Below are 20753 nucleotides of genomic sequence, written 5' to 3'. Positions count from 1 at the left end.
ACGACACGACCTTGGCCTTTCAATCGACTTTTCCCTTCGAAACGTCCGCGGCTCGCGCGGACGCTTCTTCCCTGCTGCGGCTGTTGCCGGCCTACGAAGGACATTGGGACGAGTTGCGCGACGCGTCGGGCGCACTGCGCGAACCATGGCGGCAATTCTTCGAGCGGCTCGGCGAAGACGGCATTGCGCGGCTGGAGCACAACTGCGAGTCGGTTGCGCAGCAGATCCGCGATAACGACATCAGCTACAACGTCTACGCGGACAACGGCGAGCCGCGGCCATGGGCGCTCGACCTGCTGCCGTTCCTGATCAGCGAGGCCGAGTGGGCGCATATCGAGCGGGGCGTGACGCAGCGCGCGCATCTGCTCAATGCGATCGTCGCCGATATCTACGGCCCGCAGACCCTGCTTCAGCGCGGGCAGTTACCGCCCGCGCTGGTGTACGGGCATCCGGGTTATCTGCGCTCGGTGAGGGGCTTCACGCCGCCGGGCGGCCAGTATCTGCAAGTGGTCGCGCTCGATCTGGCGCGCCCGCCGAGCGGCGATTGGACCGTGATGGCGCACCGCACCGAGGCGCCGTCCGGCCTCGGCTACGCGTTGGAAAACCGGCTGATCGTGTCGAGCCTGTTTGCCGATCCGTTTCGCACGATGCGCGTGAGCCGGCTCGCGCCGACCTATTCGCAGCTGATCGCGACGCTCGTGCAAGCGGCGCAGGCAACCATGCGCCACGACGCGGCCGCAGCAGACCACTCGCCGCACATCGCGTTGCTCACACCCGGACCGTTTAGCGAAACCTACTTCGAGCACGTGTTTCTCGCGCGTTATCTGGGCGTCACGCTGGTCGAAGGCAAAGACCTGACGGTGCGCGACGACATGCTGTATCTGAAGACGCTTGCCGGTCTCGAGCGCGTGCACGTCGTGCTGCGCCGTCTGGACGATGCATTCTGCGATCCGGTCGAACTGCGCGCCGACTCGACCATCGGCGTGCCCGGTCTGTTGCAGGTGATGCGCGCGGGCAACGTGATCGTTTCGAACGTGCCGGGTTCGGGTTTCGTCGAGTCGCCGGCATTGCACGGTTTTCTGCCGGGCATCGCCGAAGTCCTGCTCGACGAAGATCTCATGTTGCCGAGCGTGCCGACCTGGTGGTGCGGCGAAGAGGCGGCGCGCGCGCACGCCTTCAGGCGTCTGGACGAAGCGTTCATCGTGCCGACGTGGCCGGTCGCGCCGCGTGACGCGCCACCCGGCATCCAGCAGGGCAGGCAGCGGCTCGCATCATGGCGCGAACGCATCGAAGCCATGCCCGACACCTTCACGATCCAGCAGCCGCTGCGTTATTCGTGCACGCCGCGTTACGAAGACGGCACGCTTGGCCGCCGCCCCTCGGTGCTGCGCGTCTATGCGATTGCGGATTTCAACGGCGGCTGGCATGTGATGCCAGGCGGCTTCACGCGGATGGCCGCTGAACGCCAGTCGACCGTCTCGATGCAGTTCGGCGGCAGCAGCGTCGATACGTGGGTGCTGTCGAGCCAGCCGACTTCGACCTTCACGCTGCTGCCTTCGCCGATGCAACCCGCCGACCTCGCGCGCAAGCATCGGACCGTGTCGAGCCGCGCGGCGGAAAATCTCTACTGGGCCGGACGCTACGGCGAACGCTCGGAAAACAACGTGCGGCTGTTGCGGCTGATTCTCGACTCGCTCGAAGGCAACGATGCCGACGCGATGTTTCCCACGCTCGTCGAGCTCGCCGTGCACTGCGGTCTCGTGCAGGCCGGCGACATGTTTTCGCCGCATTCGCCGCAAGCGTTCGAGCGCGCGCTGGTCGCGAATCTGAGCGAGACCACCGGCGCGGCGAGCATCGGCCAGAACCTCACCAGCCAGGCGCGTTCGAACGGTGAAGTGCGTGGGCGTTTGTCGAACGATCATTGGCGCACGATTCTCGCGGCGCGTAACGATTTCCGCGATGCGTTGCAAACGCTGATGCCGGCTGTCGGCTCGAACGGCGGGGCATCGCAAGGCAACGGCCGCGGTGAGCGCATCGAACGCATCGATCGTTATGACCGCGTGACGCTGATGGACGCGCTTGAACACCTGTCGGTGCAGTTGTCGGCGATCAGCGGCGCGCAAGGCGACCGCATGACGCGCGACGAAGCCTGGCGTCTGTTGTTCGTGGGGCGGCATATCGAACGTGTGTCGGCGATGACCTCGATTTTGCGCGTGGTCGCCGACAAGGGCCAGCTTGCGACGCCCGCCGGCTTCGATCTGCTGCTGCAACTGTTCGACAGCACGCTGACGTATCGCTCGCTCTATCCGGGCCGCTTCGAAGTACCTGCCTTGCTCGATCTGCTGGTCATCGAGCCGACCAATCCGCGCGGCCTGTATGGCGTCTATGAGCGGCTGCGCAATAAGCTCGACGAGATTGCCGCGGCGGCGGGCAGCATGCGGCATCGTCCGTTCGCGGAGTTGATGCCGCCCGCTGCGTCGTTGCCGACGCTCGAACGCCTGTGCGCGACCGATGAAGACGGCGCCTACGTCGAGCTGATTGCGGTATGCGATCAGATTGGCGGCTTCGTCGGCGCGGCGGCGCACGAGATCAGCGCGCGCTATTTCAGTCACGCGAGTACGGTTGCATCGCAGGTATGGTCATGAAGAGTCCGCAAACCGTGTTGTCCGTATCGCATCGCACCACCTATCACTACTCGACGTACGTCGAGACCGCGCAGCATCTCGCGACGATCCGGCCGATCGTGTGCTCGTGGCAACGCGTGGTATCGCATAGCGAGCGTATCGAGCCGGAACCGTCGTATCTGCATAGCCGTATCGATGCATTCGGCAACGACGTGCTGTACTTCGCGTTGGACGCACCGCACGAGCGCCTGCAAATGATCAGCGAAACGACGGTGGCGCTCACGCCGCGCTGGACCGATCTCGACCACGACGCGACGCCCGAATGGGAGGAGGTGGCCCACGCGCTGCGTTTTCGCGTCGGCGGCCAGTTCCGGCGCGAGGCCGAATTCTGTTTCGCGTCGCCGAATATCGTGCCGCGGCCGTCGCTGCGCGACTATGCATTGCCCAGCTTTCCACCGGGCACGCCGATCGCGGCGGGCGCGATCGATCTGATGCACCGGATTCACGAAGACTTCGAGTACAAACCGTCCGCGACGATGTTCGATACGCCCGCCGAACGCGCGTTCGAGTTGAAGAGCGGCGTGTGCCAGGACTTCGCGCAAGTGATGATCGGCTGCTTGCGCTCGCTGGGTTTGCCGGCGCGTTATGTGAGCGGTTATCTGCGTAACGATCCGCCGCCGGGGCATCCGCGTCTGATCGGCGCGGATGCGTCGCATGCGTGGGTGTCGGTGTATTGCCCGGGCAGCGGCTGGATCGATCTCGATCCGACCAATGACGTGCTCGCCGATATGGATCACGTGACGCTCGCGATCGGGCGCGATTACAGCGATGTGTCGTTGCTGCGCGGGACGATTCTCGGGGGTGGGGCACATCGGGTGGAGGTGGGGGTCACGGTGTTGGCGCTTTGATCCTCCAGCAGGCGCGTGTTCCGATCCGCCGACCGGCGACCTTTCAACACTTCGTCACCAATACGCCCGAATCCACAAAAACTTGACAGTGTGCGTATGCACATATAGACTGCGCAGCATGAACCGCCCTCTCTCTTACGACGAATGCAACTGTTTCGCGCTGCGCCAGGCGGCGCGGCACGTCACGCAGATTTACGAACGCCATCTCGGCCAGGTCGGCCTGACCGCCGCGCAGTTCACGATCCTCGCCAAGCTGGCGCGCACGCCCAATACGCCGATGGCGGACCTCGCCGACGCGATGGTGATGGAACGCACCACGCTGGTTCGCGCGATGAAACCCTTGCAGCGCGACGGCCTGGTGAGCGCGGAATCGTCTGAGCATGATGGCCGCACGTATCTGTTCAGTCTCACGGCAAAGGGCGAAACGACCTTCGACCAGGCCGCCATCGCCTGGCGGGCCGCGCAGGACGAGTTCGAAGAAAAGTTCGGTCACGCGCGCGCGAAAGCGCTGCGCGCCGAGTTGTTCGGCATCACAGACTAGCAGGCGCACAGCACAAGCCCGTTCCGGCGGGCTTCAGTACGTCTGATTGTGTGCATACGCACTTACAGGAAAGGAGGCGCAGCGATGGAAGGACTACTCGACGACGACTGCTTTGCGATCCGCCAGGCCGCGCGCTACGTATCGCAGCTTTACGACCGCCATCTGGCGCATGTCGGCCTCACCATCACGCAGTTTTCTCTAATGGGGCGCTTAAGGCGCGTGGGCCCGATGACGATGAAGCAACTGGCCGAAGCCATGCGCATGCAGCGCACCACGCTGGTCCGCACGATCCAGCCACTGCGTCGCGACGGGCTGGTGTCGAGCGAGGCGCTCGGCGCGGACCCGCGGGTTTTGTCGATCGCACTGACCGCTGCCGGTGACGAGCGGCTCAAGGCAGGGCGTGAGCATTGGCACGCGGCACAAGCCGAATTCGAGCACCGTTTCGGCGAACAACGCGCGGCGGCATTGCGCGGCGAACTGTTCGCGATGACGCGAGATTCCATCTGAAGCCCGCTGCCAGCGGAGCAAGGCCGGCGCAGTGAAAACGCGCTTTTTTTTCAGTCCAACCAGTGCATACGCACATTTAACCATGTCCACTACACCTTCGACTCTTGCACCGCCCAGCGCAACGAACGCCGCCAAAGCCGCACGGCGGATTCCGTGGATGCTGCTCGCGATTATCTCGGTTCTTGTCGTGCTGGCGATCGCCGCCTCGTACTGGTTTATCGCCGGCCGCTTTGTGGAAACGACCGACGATGCGTATGTCGGCGGCGACGTCACTGTGATGGCGCCGAAGGTGAACGGTTTCGTGACCGACGTGCTGGTGCGCGACAACCAGCTCGTGCATGCGAACCAGGTGCTGATCCGGCTCGACGCGCGCGATTACGACGCCCGCCTCGCGCAGGCCACCGCCGAAGTGCAGAGCGCGCAGGCCGCGGTCACCGAATTGCAGGCGAAGAAATCCTTGCAGCTCGCGACCATCAACGAGCAGGCCGCCGAGGTCCGCGCCTCGAGCGCCGAGTTGACGCGCAGCGCGGCCGATCAGACGCGCTATCGCGAACTGGTGAAGGACGATGCGGTATCGAACCAGGTCGTCGAACGCGCCGAGGCCGATCTGAGCAAGGCGCACGCCGCGGTCGACCGCAGCAGCGCGGCGCTGAGCGCGGCGCAACGCCAGATCGCCGTGCTCGACGCGCAGATCGGCGACGCCGAGGCGCGCATCGCAACCGCGCAAGCGGCGCAGCGGGTCGCGGCATTGAACGTCGAGTACACGACGATCCGCTCGCCGATCGACGGCTATGTCGGCAATCGCACCGCGCGCGTCGGCCTGCTGGCGAATACCGGTGTTTCGCTGCTCACCGTGGTGCCGTCGAACGGATTGTGGATCGACGCCAACTTCAAGGAAGACCAGTTGAAGAAGATGCGTGTCGGCGACGGTGTCGACGTCGATCTCGATGCATCGAGCAAACGGATCCACGGTGTGGTCGAGAGTCTCGCGCCCGCGACCGGCGCGACCTTCAGCGTGCTGCCGGCGGAAAACGCCACCGGCAACTTCACGAAGATCGTGCAGCGCGTGCCGGTGCGGGTGCGTCTCGAGGTACCGAAGGACATGCAAGGCGTGCTGCGTCCCGGCTTGTCGGCGACGGTGAAGGTCCATGTCGACGCTGCTCACGGTTAAGGACGATCATGACCCAAGTTCTCGCCAACCCTGCCGACCTGCCGACGCGAACCAAAGTTTTCGCGTTCGTGCTGATGTGCGTCGGTTTTTTCATGGCGACGCTCGATATCCAGATCGTGGCGTCTTCACTCAAGGATATCGGCGGCGGCTTGTCCGCGAGTCAGGACGAGCTCTCGTGGGTGCAGACCTCGTATCTGATCGCGGAGATTCTCGTGATCCCGATGTCCGGCTGGCTTACCCGCGTGTTCTCGACCCGCTGGGTGTTCGCGTTTTCCGCCCTCGGATTCACGGTCACCAGCATGTTGTGCGGTCTCGCGTGGGACATCAATTCGATGATCCTGTTCCGTGGTTTGCAGGGCGCGCTCGGTGCCGCGATGATTCCGACCGTGTTCACGACGGCATTCGTGCTGTTCCCCGGCAAGCAGCGCCTGATTGCGTCCACCACCATCAGCGCGCTCGCCACGCTCGCACCGACGGTCGGTCCGGTGATCGGCGGCTGGATTACGTCGCAATGGTCGTGGCACTGGCTGTTCTATCTGAACCTGGTGCCGGGTCTGGCCGTCACGCTGATGGTGCCGAAGTACGTGCACTTCGACAACGTCGATCTGTCGCTGCTGAAAAAGGGCGATTACCTGGGCATCCTTCTGATGTCCGGTTTTCTCGGATGCCTCGAATACGTGCTGGAGGAAGGGCCACGCAAGAACTGGTTCGGCGACGACGTGATCCTGACGTGCACGTGGGTGGCGGCGATCTGCGGATTCCTGTTCGTCGTGCACGCGTTCACCGCGAAAGAGCCGATCGTCGATTTGCGAGCACTGGCGATCCGCAACTTCGGTATTGGCAGCCTGCTGTCGTTCATCACCGGGATCGGGATTTTCTGCGCGGTGTTCCTGACGCCGGTGTTTTTATCGCGTGTGCGGGGCTTTGATTCGCTGCAGATCGGCGTGGCGTTGCTGTCGGTCGGGTGTTTTCAATTGGTCGCGATGGTTGTGTATTCGGTGGTCGCGCGTTTTGTCGACATGCGGGTGCTGCTGGTGTTCGGCCTGGTGCTGTTCGGCATCGGCTGTTATCTGTATGTGCCGCTGACTAATCAATGGGGCTGGCAGGAGTTGCTGATCCCGCAGGCGTTGCGCGGCATCGGCCAGCAGTTCTGCATTCCGCCCATCGTCACGATGGCGCTCGGCTCGTTGCCGATGTCGAGGCTTCGTTCCGCAAGCGGCCTCTTCAACCTGATGCGCAACCTCGGCGGCGCCATCGGCATTGCGGTGAGCAGCACGATGCTCAACGACCGCTTGAACCTGCACTACGAGCGGCTCGATGAACACCTGAACACAGGACGTCCGGTGGTCGAATCGATCCTGCAGCAGCAAAGCGCGCATTTCGCGGCAGTGGGCGGCAACATGCTGAACGCGGCCAACGCCGGGCTCGGTGAACTGCACGCGCTGCTGATGCGCGAAGCACTCGTACTCACGTTCTCCGACACGTTTTTCGCCTTGTCACTCTGTTTCGTGGTCGGTTTGCTGAGCGTGCTGTTCTCGCGCCCGTTCGGCAATACCGCTCCGCCGCCCGATGCCCATTGAGGAGTTCAGCATGAAACCGATCGTTATCAAAGTACTGGCGAGCGCGGCGCTGCTGATGCTCGCGGCGTGCGCGGTGCAGCCGGCTACTCACGCCGATTTGCCGCAGACCGTCAAGACCATCGCGCCGGCTGCGTGGAATGTCGACGCGCCGCAAGACAGCGTGAACGCCGACACATGGTGGACGCAATTCGGCGACCCAGTCATGCATCAACTGGTCGAATCGGTGCTGACCGGCAACCTCGACGTGCAGGCCGCGGCGGAGCGCGTCAAGCAGGCACAAGATCTGGTGACGCAAAATCGCGCCGCACTGCTGCCGGAACTGAACGCCGGCGCGAATGTGTCCGACTCGCGTCAGAACACGCCGCCGCCGCTCGGTTATGTGCGTCAGGCGGGCGTCGGCTTGACTGCGAGCTGGACGCCCGACGCATTCGGCGGCGAACGTCTCGCGGTGCTCGCGGCGCAGGCGCAAGTGTCGGGACGTCAGGCGGCATTGAATCAACTGCGTCTCGCGCTCGCGGCGAACACCGCGGCGGCTTATATCGATCTGCGCTGGGCTCAGTCGCAATTGCAGATTCTCAGCGACAACGAGCAGATCCGCGCCCGCGCGTTGAAACTCACGCAGGAGCGTCTGCATTACGGGTTGTCGACGCAACTCGACGTCGCCCGCGCGCAGAACCAGTTGCAGGATTTGCAGGCGCAGATTCCGCGCATGCAGTCGATCGTGCAGCATCAGCTGAGTTTGATCGCGGTGTATTCGGGGCGCACGCCCGAAAGCGTCGACGGCTTGCTGCTGGCTGATGCACACAACGCACGCGAGATTCCGGTGCCCGCGCAAAGCGTGCCGCAGACGCTGCCGTCCGTAGCGCTGCTTCAGCGTCCCGACGTCCGCAATGCGTATGCGACGGTCGAACAGCGTGCGGCGGAAGTGGGCGTGTCGAAAGCGCAGCGCTATCCGCAGTTCAAGCTCAATCTCGCAGACGGCTTGCTGGCGTCGTCGTATCTGGGCTTGCCGACGCTCACCGACAACCTGTTCAGCGCCGCATTGAGCGCGACGAGCCCGATCTTCAACGCCGGCCGCATCACCGCGAACATCGACGCGAGTGAGAGCCGGATGCGCGAATCGCAACTCGGCTTGCAGCAAACCATGCTGCAAGCGCTCAAGGAGATCGAAGACAACCGCAGCGATCTGGTGAATGGGGCGGTGCAGGTGGAACGCCTGGGCGGCGCGCTCGATGCATCGGATCATGCGCTGCGGCTGTCGAGCGAACTGTACAAGGGCGGTGCGTCGAGTTTCCTCGATGTGCTGGACGCGCAGGAAGCGTATCTGCGCGACGCGGAATCGCTGAATCAGGCCAAACGCGAGCATGCACTTGCGGCGGTCGCGTTGTACCGGTCGCTGGGTGGCGGCTGGGATGTGCCTGACACGGTCACGGCCGCATCGGCGAACTGATGCGCGGATGTGGCAAATGCTGTCGTAGTCCAACTGGAGAGAAACGATGAGTACGCGAGAAGTGGTGATCTGCAATCCGGTGAGAACGCCGATCGGCGCGTTCGGCGGATCGCTGAAGGATGTGCCTGCAACCGAACTCGGCGCGATCGCGGTGCGCGAGACGCTGCATCGCAGCGGTCTCGATGCGGCTGCATTGGCGTCGGTCGTGCTGGGCAACGTGATTCAGGCCGGCAATAAAATGAATCCGGCGCGCCAGGCGTCGATCGGCGGCGGCGTGCCGGTGGCCGTGCCGGCACTGACGGTCAACCGCGTGTGCGGCTCGGGCGCGCAGGCGATCGCATCGGCTGCACAGGAAATCTGGCTAGGCTTCGGCGAAGCGGCCGTGGCCGGCGGCATGGAGAACATGGATCGCGCGCCGTATCTGCTCGACGGCAGCCGCTGGGGCTACCGGATGGGCAATGCGCAAATCCATGACAGCCTGCTGCGCGACGGTCTGAACGACGCGTTTTCCGGCGAACATTCCGGCTGGCATACCGAAGACCTCGTCACGCAATTCGACCTCACGCGCGAAGCACAGGATCGCTGGGCCGCGCGCTCGCAACAGCGCTTTGCCGCGGCGCAGGCGCGCGGCGATTTCGATGCCGAACTGGTCGCGGTGGAAACGCAGGGACGCAAAGGCCCTCAGCGTTTTACAAGCGACGAACAACCGCGCCCGGACACGACCGTCGAAACGCTGGCCAAACTGCGTCCCGCATTTCGTCCCGATGGCACGATCACCGCGGGCAATGCACCGGGGGTGAATAGCGGTGCGGCGGCGATGCTGGTCGCCGAGCGCGGCTTCGCCGAAGCGCGCGGCATCGAACCGTTCGCGCGGCTGGTGGCATATGGCGTGGCGGCAGTCGAGCCGGGCATGTTCGGCCTCGGTCCCGTGCCGGCGGTGCAGATGGCGCTGGCGCGCGCCGGCTGGCAGTTGCAGGATGTCGAGCGCTTCGAGATCAACGAAGCCTTCGCCGCCGTGCCGATTGCTGTGGTGCGCAAACTCGGTATCGCCGAGGAACTGGTCAACGTACAAGGCGGCGCGATCGCGCACGGTCATCCGATCGGCGCGACCGGTGCGGTACTGACGACCCGGCTGCTGCATTCGATGCGTCGCGACGGCCTGAAACGCGGCATCGTCACGTTGTGTATCGGCGGGGGGCAGGGGATTGCGCTGGCGTTAGAACTGATCTGAATCTGGCGGCGCGCGTCGCGTCGCCTCGTCTTGCGCGGAGTCCGCCAAATATCAATCCACCCCAATCCCGCGGCATCCTCTCATGTCATTTAATATCAATGTCTTACGCGCAAATTCAGTCCGCGTCAGTCTGAAATATTCCGGCGCTATCCGGCATCCGCCGATGGGCCGAATGATGGGCTGAAAATTGGCACTGACAGACAAACAGGCTAAGGCACTCAGGCCGTGCGCTCGCGCATACCGTCGCCAACAAGGTCGAAGCGGCCTATCACCGTACCGATTTACTGGAACAGCGGCGGTCACTCATGGAAGCATGGGCAATGCACATTTGCGCACCCTGACGGCCAAATGCGAAAACGGCCCACACAATGTTGCGGGCCGTTTTTCGCTTCGGTCACGGCGCCTTGAGCCAAATGAACGCGTCTGGCTCTCGCCACCAGCCAACAGCCTATTTGACAGTGCTGTTTTCTTTGATGTACATCATCGCCGTTACGACTCCAGCGCTACCGCCAAGAGTATTCTGAAGAATGTATTCATTCTTCATGGACGCAAAGGATAGTCGTACATTTTCTTGACAGAGCACGCCGTTAGCGTGCGGGGAAACGTGCGTAATCACAACGTCATACATTGTGATTCGTGAGAATTCGTGAGAATTCGTGAGGTATGCCACCAGCCTTGCGCATCGTCAGTACTACATTATCAATATGCTTGCCGCTAAAACAATATTTGGCCAAGTTCGGACTGGCCCGGTCAAATGCATGAACAAATGCAAGGTCTGATACTGTCGCCTTACCCGCACCGCCGCCGGAGCCGGACATCATGGTTGAATTTTGGGAAACCTGCCATGTCCACGACATTACATCAATTTCATTCAAATGCGTGGCGTCTTGAGATTCACCGTCGATGCCATTTATCTTGAGGAAAATATCCTGTGCCATAAAAATTGCGCAGCCTTTTAATTTGCTAGTGAAGGTATCCGATCATCGCACTGACGCCACCAATGCTCGCAATCAATCCCTCCGATTCACCATGCATAAACAGGAGCGCTGGAGCGCTCTTAATGGCATTTGATGCGAGATTCGAGAAAAGTCCAGGATTGACAAGCCACGGCATTAGCAAAGCCGCATTAATACCTAGCAGCATAACCGAAAGCCCATAGCCGGCCAGAAACCCAGTGCCAGCATCAAGATAGACTGTGCCACTCTGGATATCTGATTTAGTTAGCTCTTTCCCATGAAATGAATCCGTCATATATAGATAACCATTACTATAAAAATCCTCAACCGATCCGGTTCCAGATATCTCCCTGTTTAATGCGGGTAGTGGCGGGAGATGAATTTTTGGAATTGGAATATTTACAAGCCCAAATCGAAACCCAGAATACGAAAAGCCCTGCGCCTGTTTTTCGGGGTCGTCAATGACGATTCTTCCGCCTGACATGGATAATAATTCGACGCCAAGACCCGCAGTTGCGCTTGTGTTGTAATTCCATTTACTCTCCCTTATTGATAGCATTCGTCCTTACCTTCTCATTGAAAATTTTTTTGCAGAGGAAAATTTCAACAATGAGCCAACCATTAAGGCCAGCCCCGTCAAAGATAAAACTACCGCATCACCCCAAATGGAGCTAAAAACATCAAGCCTCGCCGTTTGTAACGGCGCATCAGGCCTATAGCGCACGGGCACTTGATCACCAGCACCAACGGCGGTGAACGCCGATTTCGGCGTAGAAATGTGCTCACCTTTTTGAGTAACAAACTCGATTTGCGCATGATGTCCACCAAAATTAAGTCCGACTACATGCCCCTGGACGACGATGGAGGATCGTAGAAAATCTATCGTGGATGAAACCGAAATGATTGCGCATACAAGGAAACCAATCCCGATAATCGCAGAAATAACCATTTTGCAGCGTTGCCAAAGCACTTCGTCAGAGACCGGCATAAGTACGAAAAAATCTTCCTGTTTTGATTTCGCAGGTTGTTGATTGCGATGGCGTAAACCTACCAGATTGGTGGACGCCTATGTTTTTGGGATATTCGCCGCTTTTTTTGGGGGGCAAAAGACTGGTCTGTCGGCCCGCGTGGATCAACGAAAAAACCGACCCTTGCGAGGTCGGTTTTCATGTCGTCTTTCCGGCTGTCGGTTCGCGCTATGGATGCGCCGGTATTTCCGGCCCCCAGCGCGGGCGTCGTCTTCGTCGCCGCCCTACAGGCTTTGTCGGGCGGCGCGCGGACTGTAGCACGTATCCGCCGCCCTCTTCGTCGGGCGTCAATCACGTGCTCGGATACGGCAATGCGGGCATCGAATTCCTGTTCGGCGGCCTGGTGCAATCGAAAATGTTCCAGGTGTTCGGCGACGGCGGATTCGTGTTTGCCGTGCGCGTGTTGCCGGCCATCATCTTCGTGACTGCGCTGATCTCCGTGCTGTACTACATCGGCGTGATGCGCTGGATCGTGATCGTGCTCGGCACGCTGTTCCAGAAGTTGCTCGGCGTGTCGAAGCTCGAATCGTTCTCGGCGGTCACCACGATCTTTCTTGGCCAAAGCGAAATGCCCGCGGTGGTCAAGCCGTTCACGCGCGACATGACCGGCGCCGAATTGTTCGCCGTGATGTCGAGCGGCATGGCGGCCATTGCCGGTTCGGTGCTCGCGGGCTATGCCGGCCTCGGCGTGCGCGTCGACTATCTGCTTGCCGCGTCGTTCATGGCCGTGCCGGGCGGATTGCTGTTCGCCAAGATCATCCACCCGTCGACCGAACCGAGCCGCGTGCAACTCGAGAACCTCAACTTCGACGAGAAGCGTCCCGCCAATGTCATCGAAGCGGCGAGTTCCGGCGCGACGGTCGGTCTGAAAATCGCGGTGATGGTCGGCGCGATGCTGATCGCATTCGTGGGGCTGATCGCCTTGCTGAACGGCATCGTGAGCGGGGTCGGCGGCTGGTTCGGCCACCCGCACCTGTCGACGCAATCGGTTCTCGGCACCGTGTTCGCGCCGCTCGCCTATCTGATCGGCGTGCCATGGAACGAGGCCGCACTGGCGGGCAATTTTCTCGGCCAGAAGATCATTCTCAATGAGTTCGTCGCCTATGCGTCGCTGTCGCCGTATCTGAAAGACGCCGCGAGCGTGAGCGCAGCCGGCCTCCAGGCGCTCGATCCGCGTACCATTGCAATTCTGTTGTTTGCGTTGTGCGGCTTTGCGAACTTCGCGTCGATCGCGGTGCTGACGGGCGGCTTTAGCGCCGTCGCGCCGGAGCGCCGTTCGGAAGTCGCGCGCTACGGCCTGCGTGTGGTGCTCGCCGCGACGCTCTCGAATCTGATGAGCGCCACGATTGCGGGCATGTTCGTGACGCTCAATTGAATCGGGGACCGCTGCATGAACATGGAACAATTGCTGGAACGCGCGGGTGTCGCGCGAGAAAAGGCCTACGCGCCGTATTCGAAATTCAGGGTCGGCGCGGCGCTCCTGACCAAAGACGGCCGCGTATTCGACGGCTGCAACGTCGAGAATGCATCGTACGGACTGTGCAATTGCGCGGAACGCACGGCGTTTTTCAGCGCCATCGCCGCGGGCTATCAGCGCGACCAGTTCGCCGCGCTCGCGGTAATCGGCGATACGGATGGACCCATCGCACCTTGCGGCGCGTGCCGCCAGGTGATCATCGAACTGGGCGGCCCCGAATTGCCGATCCGGCTCGGCAATCTGCACGGCGCGATGCGCGACACCACTGCGCGCGAACAACTGCCGGACGCGTTCTATCTATGAGCGAGCTATGAGCAAGCACAAGGTTATCTACGACACCGATCCCGGTGTGGACGACGCGATGGCGCTGGTGTTTCAGGCGCTGCATCCGGACATCGAACTGCTAGGTCTCACGAGCGTATTCGGCAACGCCACGATCGAGACCACGACGCGCAATGCGCGGTTTCTGACCGCGCGTTTTGCGCCGCACGTGCCGGTCGCGCAGGGCGCCGCGGCGCCGCTCAAGCGAGCGGCGCCCGAGCCGCTGGCCTGGATTCACGGCGACAACGGGCTCGGCAACATCGCGCTCGACACGCCTGAGCTGGCCGCTGTCGATGCGCGCCCCGCGCACCGTTTCATCATCGACACGGTGCGCGCGCATCCCGGCGAAGTCACGCTGATTGCGGTCGGCCCGCTGACGAACCTCGCTCTGGCGCTCGGCGACGATCCGCAAATCGCGCCGCTCGTCAAGCAGGTGGTCATCATGGGCGGCGCGTTCGGCACGGACGGTGTACTCGGCAACGTGACGCCCGCAGCGGAGGCGAATATTCTCGGCGACCCCGACGCCGCCGACATCGTGTTCGGTGCGCCATGGCCGGTTGCGATCGTCGGGCTCGACGTCACGCAGCGGACCATCATGAGCCACGACTATCTCGCGTCGATCCGCGATCGCGGTGGCGAGGCGGGGCGTTTCGTGTGGGATGTGTCGCGGCACTACGAGGCCTTTCACGAGCAAAGCGCGCAACTCGCGGGTAGTTACGTGCACGATTCGTCGGCCGTCGCCTATGTGCTTGCGCCGCATCTTTATACGACACGCAGCGGTCCCGTGCGCGTGCTGACGGACGGCATCGCGGTGGGCCAAACCATCCAGAAGCCGTCGACGATGCCGGTGGCCGCGCCCGCCTGGGACAGCCGGCCCGCGTGCAAGGTCTGTGTGGCCGTGGACGTGCCCGGAATGCTTGCGCTTTACGAAGACACTGTCTGCGGCACGCCCAATGCGAGTTCTGCACAGCCGGCGCCTGGATCGTTCTTTGCGTAAGGCGAGACATCGCACGGGCGCCGGAATTGATCCGAAGTAGGGCTCGATGCATGGCCGCGCGCCGGTCATGCATGCGCGCCGGTGCGGATCGGCAAACTTTGCTACATTCTGCACACGTATTGCGTACGCGGCGCGCGAGGCGCGCCTATCGGCGCAGGACGTGTGACCCAATCCATCGAGAGGCGAAAGATGCGAATTCTAGTAGTGGGCGCGGGCGCCGTGGGCGGCTACTTCGGCGGACGGCTCGCCGCAGCCGGGCAGGACGTGACCTTCCTGGTGCGTCCCGGCCGTGCGGAAAAACTCCAGCGTGACGGTCTCGTCATCCATAGCCCGCGCGGCGATCTCACGCTGCGCGAGCCCAAAACGATCCTCGCCGGCGTCAGCGCGGAGCCGTTCGATCTGGTTCTGCTGAGCTGCAAAGCGTACAGTCTCGACGACGCGATCGATTCATTCGCGCCGCTGGTCGGCGAGTCGACACTGATTTTGCCGATGCTCAACGGCATGCGCCATATCGACGTGCTCACGGAAAAATTCGACGCGTCGCAGGTGCTGGGCGGTCAATGCGTGATTGCCGCCACGCTCAACGCCGAGCAGCAGGTCGTGCATCTGAACGAGATGCACGCAGTTACCTTGGGCGAACTGGAAGGCGGCGTGTCGGCTCGCGTACAGGAGATCGTCGACGCGATGGCCGATGCGAATTTCGATGTGTCGGTCAGCGATAACATCCTGCTGCGCATGTGGGAAAAGTGGGTGTTCCTCGCGACCCTGGCGGCCGGCACGTGCCTGATGCGCGGCTCGGTCGGCGATATTCTGGCCGCGCCGGACGGCAAGCGCATCATCGAAAATCTGCTCGGCGAGTGCCGGGCAGTCGCCGAACAGAACGGCTTCACGATGGGGCCGGACTTCGACGGGCGTGCGACCCAGACGCTCTTCACGCCTTCGTCGCTGACGGCTTCGATGCTGCGCGACGTCGAAAACCATTCGCATACCGAGGCGGATCATATTCTCGGCGATCTGATCGCGCGCGGCGGCGATGCGCAAAAGGGCGAGCACGGGTTGTCGCTGTTGCGCATCGCGTATAGCCATCTAAAGACTTATGAGGCGCGCCAGACTCACACGTCGTAGAAGGGCTTAGTGCTCGATCTGCCGGTTCCAGCGCGTATCCCACTGCGCGCGATGCGCATTGATCGTGTCCCAATCCACCACGGTCACCTTGTGCACCAGATCCTCGACGTTGCCGAGGCTTTGCTGCATCGGCGGCGTCATCTTCGCGAGACGGTTGGTCGGAATCTGCCTGCCCGCCTCGGCGGCTTTTGTCTGAGCCGGCGCGGAGAGCAGGAACTGCGCGAGCTTTTGCGCCAGTTGCGGGTCCGGGTTGTTGTTCACCACGCACAGGTCGACCAGCAATAACACCGGACCTTCCTTCGGATTCACATACCCGACCGGAATGCCCTTGTCCTGCAAATCGCCGACGGCGGTCGGCGTCAGCGGGAAGAGGCCGGCTTCGCCGGTCTGAACCATTTCGGAAATCTTCGCCGAATTCGGCACGTACTCGACGACGTTCGGGCCGACCGTGCTCGCCCATTTCGTGAAGCCGGGCTCGACGTTCTGCTCGCTGCCCCCCATCAGGCGGTTGATCGCGAGAAAGCCATGCAGGCCGAAGGTGCTGCTCGACGCGGACTGAAACACCACTTTCCCCTTGTACTTCGGATCGGCAAAATCCATCCACGAGGTCGGCGGCGCCCAGCCTTTTTCAGCGAACAGTTTCTTGTTGTACGCGATGCCGGTCATGCCGAGTTGCACGCCCGCGCCCATGTCGTCCTTCATGCGCGCGAACGGATAAAGTTCTTTGAGCACCGGCGAATCGTCGAGCTTCTTGCATACGCCCATGCTGACCGCGCGCGCCATCACGCCGTCGTCGAGAAACACCACGTGAATCTGCGGATTGGCTTTATTGGCGAGCAGCTTGGCGAGAATGTCCGATGAAGTGCCCGGCACCACGACCACTTTCACGTTGTTGGCTTTCTCGAAGTCGGGCAGCACCTGGCTTGTGTAAGCCTTTTCCATCAGGCCGCCATTCATGCCGATGTAAATCGTTTTGGTCTCCGACCACGCCGGCGCGGCCGCGCCGAACGCGCACAATGCGGCTAGCGCCGCGATCGTTCTGAACAGTTTCATGGTGGGGCTCCTGAGTTTCACTAAAGGATGACTAAGCGGCAGATGAGGTAGAAACAGCAGCAAAGCGGTCGATCGAGAACGCGTCGAGCGGGGTGGCGGTCGAACCGTCGATGACGAGATCGGCGAGTATTTCGCCGACGCCCGGCGCGAGCAGAAAGCCGCCGCCCGAAAATCCGAACGCATGCAACAGACGCGGCACCGTGCGGCTCGCGCCGATGATCGGATGACTGTCGGGCGTATTGCCTTCGACACCGCTCCACGTGCGGATCAGCAGCGCATCGCGCAGTGCGGGCAGCAATGCGCACGCGTCGCGCATCACGGCGCGGGTCGTTTCCGTCGACGGCTGGCCGTATTCGCCGTCGCCATGTCCGCGTCCGCCGCCGATCACGCAATTGCCGCGCGCCACTTGCCGTGCGTAGACACCGCCGCCATACACGCCGAGGTTGTGCGTGATGAAGAGCGGCAACGGCTCGGTGACCCACATGTTCGGATAGATCGGTCTCATCGGCACTGTTTCGCCGAAGTAACCCGCCACCGTGTTGGCCCATGCGCCGGCCGAGTTGATCAGCCAGTCGGCGCTGATGCGCGCATCGCCGGCGCGCAATTGAAAGCGCGTGCCGTCGTGCTGGATGTCGGTCAACTCGGTTTGCTCGCGCACATCGGTGCCCGCAGCTCGTGCGGCACGCGCAAATGCGGGCGACACGAGACGCGGATTCGCATGGCCGTCGCTTGCACATAACGAGCCACCGATCGCTGCTGCGCCCAGCCACGGATAGCGTTGGCGGAACGCCGCGCCGCCGATCAACTGCGCTTGCAGTCCGTGATCGCGTGCCATGTCGGCCCACGCTTCGAGCGCGGCAAGATCGGACTCGCTGCGTGCGAGCCGCAAATGTCCCGACACGACAAATTCGCCGTCGATGCCGATCAGTTCCGGCAAGCGGTCCCAGACGCGCCGCGCACGCATCGCGAGCGGCATCTGCTCGACCGGACGTCCCTGGCAGCGCACGCCGCCGTAGTTCACCCCGCTCGCTTGCGCGCCGCAATAGCGCCGCTCGAACAGGCCGACGCGCAACCCGCGCCGCGCCAGCGTCAGTGCCGCCGATGCGCCGACCAGACCGCCGCCCGCAATCGCGACGTCGTAATGCAGGGCGTCACTCATCGCGCGCCTCCTCGGGAATCTCGGCGACGTCATCGGCATACAGCGCGGGCGACAGCGGAATCGGTTTGACCGGCGGCTGGCTGCGCAAGCGGCCGACGGCGTCGAGCGGGCGGCCGGTTTCATCGCTCAGAAGCGTCAACGCCGCTTCACCGCACATGCGTCCCTGGCAGCGGCCCATGCCGACGCGCGTGAGCGCTTTGAGCCGGTTGATCTCATTCGCATCGCCAGCGCGGATGCAGCGCCGCAACGTGCCCGCATCGACTTCTTCGCAGCGGCACACGGTCATGTCGTCCGGCCATTGCGAGGCGCAATCCGCGGGCGGCGCGAACGCGGCTTCGATGCCCGTGCGAAACACGGCGATGCGTTGCAGGCCGCGATCGAGCGACGCTGCATCTCGCATGCCAAGGCCGCGTGGATGCGCGATGCCGAGGTCGTCGAGCAAAGCCAGCGCGGTACGGCGGCCGGCGAGTTCGGCGGCGTCGGCGCCCGCAATACCCGCGCCGTCGCCGGCGAGATAGATGCCGCGCACGGAACTGCGGCCGGCAGCGTCGAGGTCGGGCAGCCAGCAACGGTTCTGCGCGTCGAAGCGGAAGCGGCAACCGGCCAGGTCGGCGAGCTGCGTTTCAGGCTTCAGGCCGAAGCTGATGCCGACCGCGTCGCACGCGATGGTTTCGGTTTTTGCGCGACCACCTGTCGAGCGCCATTCGATCGCGCTCACGCCTTGCTCGCCGTGAATGCCCACCAACGCCACATCGCGTTCGATCCGCACGCCGCGCATGGTCAGCCAGCCGACGTAATACAGGCCTTTGGCGAACGTCGACGGTTGCCGCACGAGTTTCGGCGCCACGGCGATCTGCTGCGACAGCGGGCTCGTATCGAGCACGGCCTCCACCTGCGCGCTCGCTTTCACGTACTGACACGCCACCAGATACAACAGCGGGCCCGTGCCCGCGAGCACGACGCGCTGACCGATCGCACAGCCCTGTGTCTTCAACGCGACCTGCGCCGCGCCGAGCGTGTAGACGCCGGGCAGCGTCCAGCCCGGCACCGGCAACACGCGATCGGTCGCGCCGCTCGCGATGATCAGATGCGAGAACGGCACACTGACCTCGCGTCCCGCGTGCAATGTATCCAGGCGGCCCGGTTCGCACGCCCAGGCCAGCGTGTCGGGGCGATAGTCGAGATGCGGCAATAGCGCGGCCATCGTCGTGTGCAATGCGTCGGCTTTGTGCGCTTCGAAACCGTAGAGGGTTTTCTTCGAACGCTTGAAGCCGCCGTGCAATGGCGGTTGGCGATAGATCTGTCCGCCCCAGCGCGCGTTTTCGTCGAGCACGATCGGCTTCACGCCGGCCGCAACGAGCGTTTCGGCGGCGCGCACGCCTGCCGGTCCCGCGCCGACGATCACCACGCGGCGTTCATCGCTCATTGCGGCTCTCCGTTTGCGGCGGTAGGTGTGGTGGCAACGGCCGTGGCAATCTCGGCAAGCCGCGTGACGACGCGCATGCCCGCGCTAACCAGCGTGGAGCAGGCGCGCAAACGCGTGCCGTCTTCGCTGCGCATCCAGCAGTCCTGGCACGCGCCGATCAGGCAGAAACCCGCGCGCGGCGCGCCGCTGAATTCGCTTTCGCGTACGCGCCGTTGTTGCATCAACACGGCGGTCAGCACCGTATCGCCTTGCAGCGCGGTGACTTCGTGGCCGTCGATAAAGAAGCTCAGCGGTTCACGCTGCGTCTCGGCGAGGCGAACGAATTGCGCATCGCGCCTAGGCGCGGCGGCATCGGGAAACGGCAAGTTCGACGGCATGAGAGAGAGGGCGGTAGAAGACATCAGTGCTGGCCGATCAGAATCCGGTTGAGTCCATACACGCGATCGAGCAGCAGCATCGCGCCGGCGGTGATGAAGATCACTAGCGCGGACACCGAGGCCATCATCGGATCGATCGATTCGGTCGCGTACATGTACATGCGGACCGGCAGCGTGACGGTTTGCGGCGACGTGACGAAGATCGACATCGTCAGTTCGTCGAAGCTGTTGATGAACGCGAGCAGCCAGCCGCCGGTAATGCCCGGCAGAATCATCGGGAACGTGACGCGGCGAAACGTGGTCCATGCATCGGCGCCGAGCGAGTGCGCCGCATGTTCGACGCTGCGGTCCAGACCGCCGACCGAGGCCAGCACCAGCCGCATCACGAACGGCGTGATGATGATCATGTGCGCGAGCACCAGCCATGCAAACGAACCGGTTGCGCCGATCAGCGCAAAGAAGCGCAGCAGTGCGATGCCGAGCACGAGGCCGGGAATCACCAGCGGCGACAGCAGCAGGCCGTTCAGGAAAGCGCGGCCCGGAAAGCGCGCGCGTCCGATCGCAAGCGCCGCGGGCAACGCGACGATCAGCGACAGCGTCGCCGATGCGAACGCCAGCTTCAAACTGTTGAAGAACGCCGAGATGAAATCGGGGTAATCGAGGATCGCGCGAAACCAGCGCAGCGATACACCGTGCGTGGGTAGCGTGAGTGTTTCGTCGGGCGTGAAAGCGACCAGCACGACGATCACGAGCGGCGCGAGCACGAACGCAATGACGAGCGTGTGGAAAATCAGCGCGATAGGGCCATTTTTTCTCATGATG

Annotated in this window: 18 protein-coding genes and 2 pseudogenes; 12 read left to right on the top strand and 8 right to left on the bottom strand. The window is 62.8% G+C overall.

Annotation, left to right across the window (positions count from 1 at the left end; genetic code table 11):
- Positions 1-11: 11 nt before the first annotated feature.
- The 8 genes from SB772_RS28870 to SB772_RS28835 all read left to right on the top strand — a co-directional run bounded on the left by SB772_RS28870 (position 12) and on the right by SB772_RS28835 (position 10012).
- Entirely contained in the window at positions 12-2645 is a 2634-nt protein-coding gene (locus SB772_RS28870; RefSeq protein WP_410836575.1) for a circularly permuted type 2 ATP-grasp protein, read from the top strand.
- Positions 2642-3532 (top strand): transglutaminase family protein, encoded by an 891-nt coding sequence (locus tag SB772_RS28865; protein WP_410836574.1) that lies wholly within the window; start codon positions 2642-2644, stop codon positions 3530-3532. The genes SB772_RS28870 and SB772_RS28865 overlap by 4 nt, the downstream gene beginning before the upstream one ends.
- Before the next feature lie 118 nt (positions 3533-3650).
- On the top strand, positions 3651-4073 hold the full coding sequence (locus tag SB772_RS28860) for a MarR family winged helix-turn-helix transcriptional regulator (protein WP_410836573.1): 423 nt from the start codon (positions 3651-3653) through the stop codon (positions 4071-4073).
- An 84-nt stretch (positions 4074-4157) separates the two neighbouring features.
- On the top strand, positions 4158-4580 hold the full coding sequence (locus tag SB772_RS28855) for a MarR family winged helix-turn-helix transcriptional regulator (protein ID WP_410836572.1): 423 nt from the start codon (positions 4158-4160) through the stop codon (positions 4578-4580).
- Positions 4581-4662: 82 nt separating this feature from the next.
- On the top strand, positions 4663-5751 hold the full coding sequence (locus SB772_RS28850; protein WP_410836571.1) for an HlyD family secretion protein: 1089 nt from the start codon (positions 4663-4665) through the stop codon (positions 5749-5751).
- Positions 5752-5759: 8 nt separating this feature from the next.
- On the top strand, positions 5760-7331 hold the full coding sequence (locus SB772_RS28845; RefSeq protein ID WP_410836570.1) for a DHA2 family efflux MFS transporter permease subunit: 1572 nt from the start codon (positions 5760-5762) through the stop codon (positions 7329-7331).
- 10 nt (positions 7332-7341) lie between these two features.
- On the top strand, positions 7342-8781 hold the full coding sequence (locus SB772_RS28840; RefSeq protein ID WP_410836569.1) for an efflux transporter outer membrane subunit: 1440 nt from the start codon (positions 7342-7344) through the stop codon (positions 8779-8781).
- Between the two features lie 46 nt (positions 8782-8827).
- On the top strand, positions 8828-10012 hold the full coding sequence (locus tag SB772_RS28835; protein WP_410836568.1) for a thiolase family protein: 1185 nt from the start codon (positions 8828-8830) through the stop codon (positions 10010-10012).
- A gap of 448 nt (positions 10013-10460) precedes the next feature.
- Here the strand turns inward: SB772_RS28835 and SB772_RS28830 are convergent.
- From SB772_RS28830 to SB772_RS28820, 3 genes and pseudogenes are all read right to left on the bottom strand, one after another.
- Positions 10461-10950 (bottom strand): annotated as a pseudogene (locus SB772_RS28830) (Hcp family type VI secretion system effector).
- 25 nt (positions 10951-10975) lie between these two features.
- Positions 10976-11527: a hypothetical protein gene (locus SB772_RS28825; RefSeq protein ID WP_410836567.1), complete on the bottom strand. Its 552-nt coding sequence runs from the start codon at positions 11525-11527 to the stop codon at positions 10976-10978.
- 6 nt (positions 11528-11533) lie between these two features.
- Positions 11534-11956: a DUF3592 domain-containing protein gene (locus SB772_RS28820; RefSeq protein ID WP_410836566.1), complete on the bottom strand. Its 423-nt coding sequence runs from the start codon at positions 11954-11956 to the stop codon at positions 11534-11536.
- Between the two features lie 314 nt (positions 11957-12270).
- On the opposite strand from SB772_RS28820, the pseudogene SB772_RS28815 reads away from it, so the two are divergent.
- The 4 genes and pseudogenes from SB772_RS28815 to panE form a co-directional block, all read left to right on the top strand.
- Positions 12271-13371, top strand: a pseudogene (locus tag SB772_RS28815) (NupC/NupG family nucleoside CNT transporter); the annotation flags it as partial.
- A 15-nt stretch (positions 13372-13386) separates the two neighbouring features.
- Positions 13387-13776 carry a cytidine deaminase gene (locus SB772_RS28810; protein WP_410836565.1) on the top strand — a complete coding sequence of 130 codons (390 nt, stop codon included), beginning with the start codon at positions 13387-13389 and terminating at the stop codon, positions 13774-13776.
- 7 nt (positions 13777-13783) lie between these two features.
- On the top strand, positions 13784-14791 hold the full coding sequence (locus tag SB772_RS28805; RefSeq protein WP_410836564.1) for a nucleoside hydrolase: 1008 nt from the start codon (positions 13784-13786) through the stop codon (positions 14789-14791).
- Between the two features lie 189 nt (positions 14792-14980).
- Positions 14981-15916: a 2-dehydropantoate 2-reductase gene (gene panE, locus SB772_RS28800; RefSeq protein ID WP_410836563.1), complete on the top strand. Its 936-nt coding sequence runs from the start codon at positions 14981-14983 to the stop codon at positions 15914-15916.
- A 6-nt stretch (positions 15917-15922) separates the two neighbouring features.
- Here panE and SB772_RS28795 read toward each other — a convergent pair whose 3' ends face one another.
- From SB772_RS28795 to SB772_RS28775, 5 genes are read right to left on the bottom strand one after another with little or no spacing between them, the layout of a single operon-like run.
- The gene (locus SB772_RS28795; RefSeq protein ID WP_410836562.1) at positions 15923-16969 is read right to left on the bottom strand and encodes an ABC transporter substrate-binding protein; all 1047 of its coding nucleotides are present in this window, start codon (positions 16967-16969) and stop codon (positions 15923-15925) included.
- A gap of 31 nt (positions 16970-17000) precedes the next feature.
- Positions 17001-18128 carry an NAD(P)/FAD-dependent oxidoreductase gene (locus SB772_RS28790; protein WP_410836561.1) on the bottom strand — a complete coding sequence of 376 codons (1128 nt, stop codon included), beginning with the start codon at positions 18126-18128 and terminating at the stop codon, positions 17001-17003.
- Complete coding sequence (locus SB772_RS28785) at positions 18121-19554, bottom strand: FAD-dependent oxidoreductase (protein WP_410836560.1); 1434 nt, start codon at positions 19552-19554, stop codon at positions 18121-18123. Before SB772_RS28785 ends, SB772_RS28790 begins: the two co-directional genes overlap by 8 nt.
- Positions 19551-19931, bottom strand: coding sequence for a (2Fe-2S)-binding protein (locus SB772_RS28780; protein WP_410836645.1), 381 nt, complete (start codon positions 19929-19931; stop codon positions 19551-19553). The genes SB772_RS28785 and SB772_RS28780 overlap by 4 nt, the downstream gene beginning before the upstream one ends.
- Positions 19932-19954: 23 nt before the next feature.
- On the bottom strand, positions 19955-20749 hold the full coding sequence (locus SB772_RS28775) for an ABC transporter permease (protein ID WP_410836559.1): 795 nt from the start codon (positions 20747-20749) through the stop codon (positions 19955-19957).
- Positions 20750-20753 lie beyond the last annotated feature (4 nt).

Source organism: Paraburkholderia sp. SIMBA_030, from assembly GCF_046535245.1.
Classification (GTDB): Bacteria; Pseudomonadota; Gammaproteobacteria; order Burkholderiales; family Burkholderiaceae; genus Paraburkholderia.
The sequence above is the reverse complement of the archived record's forward strand: the minus strand, read 5'-3'. Positions and strand labels throughout refer to the sequence as shown.

What these genes read in the sequence shown, in the direction of transcription:
- SB772_RS28865 (WP_410836574.1), top strand. Translation starts at nt 2,642, where the DNA reads ATGAAGAGTCCGCAAACCGTGTTGTCCGTATCGCATCGCACCACCTAT.
- SB772_RS28860 (WP_410836573.1), top strand. Translation starts at nt 3,651, where the DNA reads ATGAACCGCCCTCTCTCTTACGACGAATGCAACTGTTTCGCGCTGCGC.
- SB772_RS28855 (WP_410836572.1), top strand. Translation starts at nt 4,158, where the DNA reads ATGGAAGGACTACTCGACGACGACTGCTTTGCGATCCGCCAGGCCGCG.
- SB772_RS28850 (WP_410836571.1), top strand. Translation starts at nt 4,663, where the DNA reads ATGTCCACTACACCTTCGACTCTTGCACCGCCCAGCGCAACGAACGCC.
- SB772_RS28845 (WP_410836570.1), top strand. Translation starts at nt 5,760, where the DNA reads ATGACCCAAGTTCTCGCCAACCCTGCCGACCTGCCGACGCGAACCAAA.
- SB772_RS28840 (WP_410836569.1), top strand. Translation starts at nt 7,342, where the DNA reads ATGAAACCGATCGTTATCAAAGTACTGGCGAGCGCGGCGCTGCTGATG.
- SB772_RS28835 (WP_410836568.1), top strand. Translation starts at nt 8,828, where the DNA reads ATGAGTACGCGAGAAGTGGTGATCTGCAATCCGGTGAGAACGCCGATC.
- SB772_RS28825 (WP_410836567.1), bottom strand. Translation starts at nt 11,527, where the DNA reads ATGCTATCAATAAGGGAGAGTAAATGGAATTACAACACAAGCGCAACT.
- SB772_RS28820 (WP_410836566.1), bottom strand. Translation starts at nt 11,956, where the DNA reads ATGCCGGTCTCTGACGAAGTGCTTTGGCAACGCTGCAAAATGGTTATT.
- SB772_RS28810 (WP_410836565.1), top strand. Translation starts at nt 13,387, where the DNA reads ATGAACATGGAACAATTGCTGGAACGCGCGGGTGTCGCGCGAGAAAAG.
- SB772_RS28805 (WP_410836564.1), top strand. Translation starts at nt 13,784, where the DNA reads ATGAGCAAGCACAAGGTTATCTACGACACCGATCCCGGTGTGGACGAC.
- panE (WP_410836563.1), top strand. Translation starts at nt 14,981, where the DNA reads ATGCGAATTCTAGTAGTGGGCGCGGGCGCCGTGGGCGGCTACTTCGGC.
- SB772_RS28795 (WP_410836562.1), bottom strand. Translation starts at nt 16,969, where the DNA reads ATGAAACTGTTCAGAACGATCGCGGCGCTAGCCGCATTGTGCGCGTTC.
- SB772_RS28790 (WP_410836561.1), bottom strand. Translation starts at nt 18,128, where the DNA reads ATGAGTGACGCCCTGCATTACGACGTCGCGATTGCGGGCGGCGGTCTG.
- SB772_RS28785 (WP_410836560.1), bottom strand. Translation starts at nt 19,554, where the DNA reads ATGAGCGATGAACGCCGCGTGGTGATCGTCGGCGCGGGACCGGCAGGC.
- SB772_RS28780 (WP_410836645.1), bottom strand. Translation starts at nt 19,931, where the DNA reads ATGCCGTCGAACTTGCCGTTTCCCGATGCCGCCGCGCCTAGGCGCGAT.
- SB772_RS28775 (WP_410836559.1), bottom strand. Translation starts at nt 20,749, where the DNA reads ATGAGAAAAAATGGCCCTATCGCGCTGATTTTCCACACGCTCGTCATT.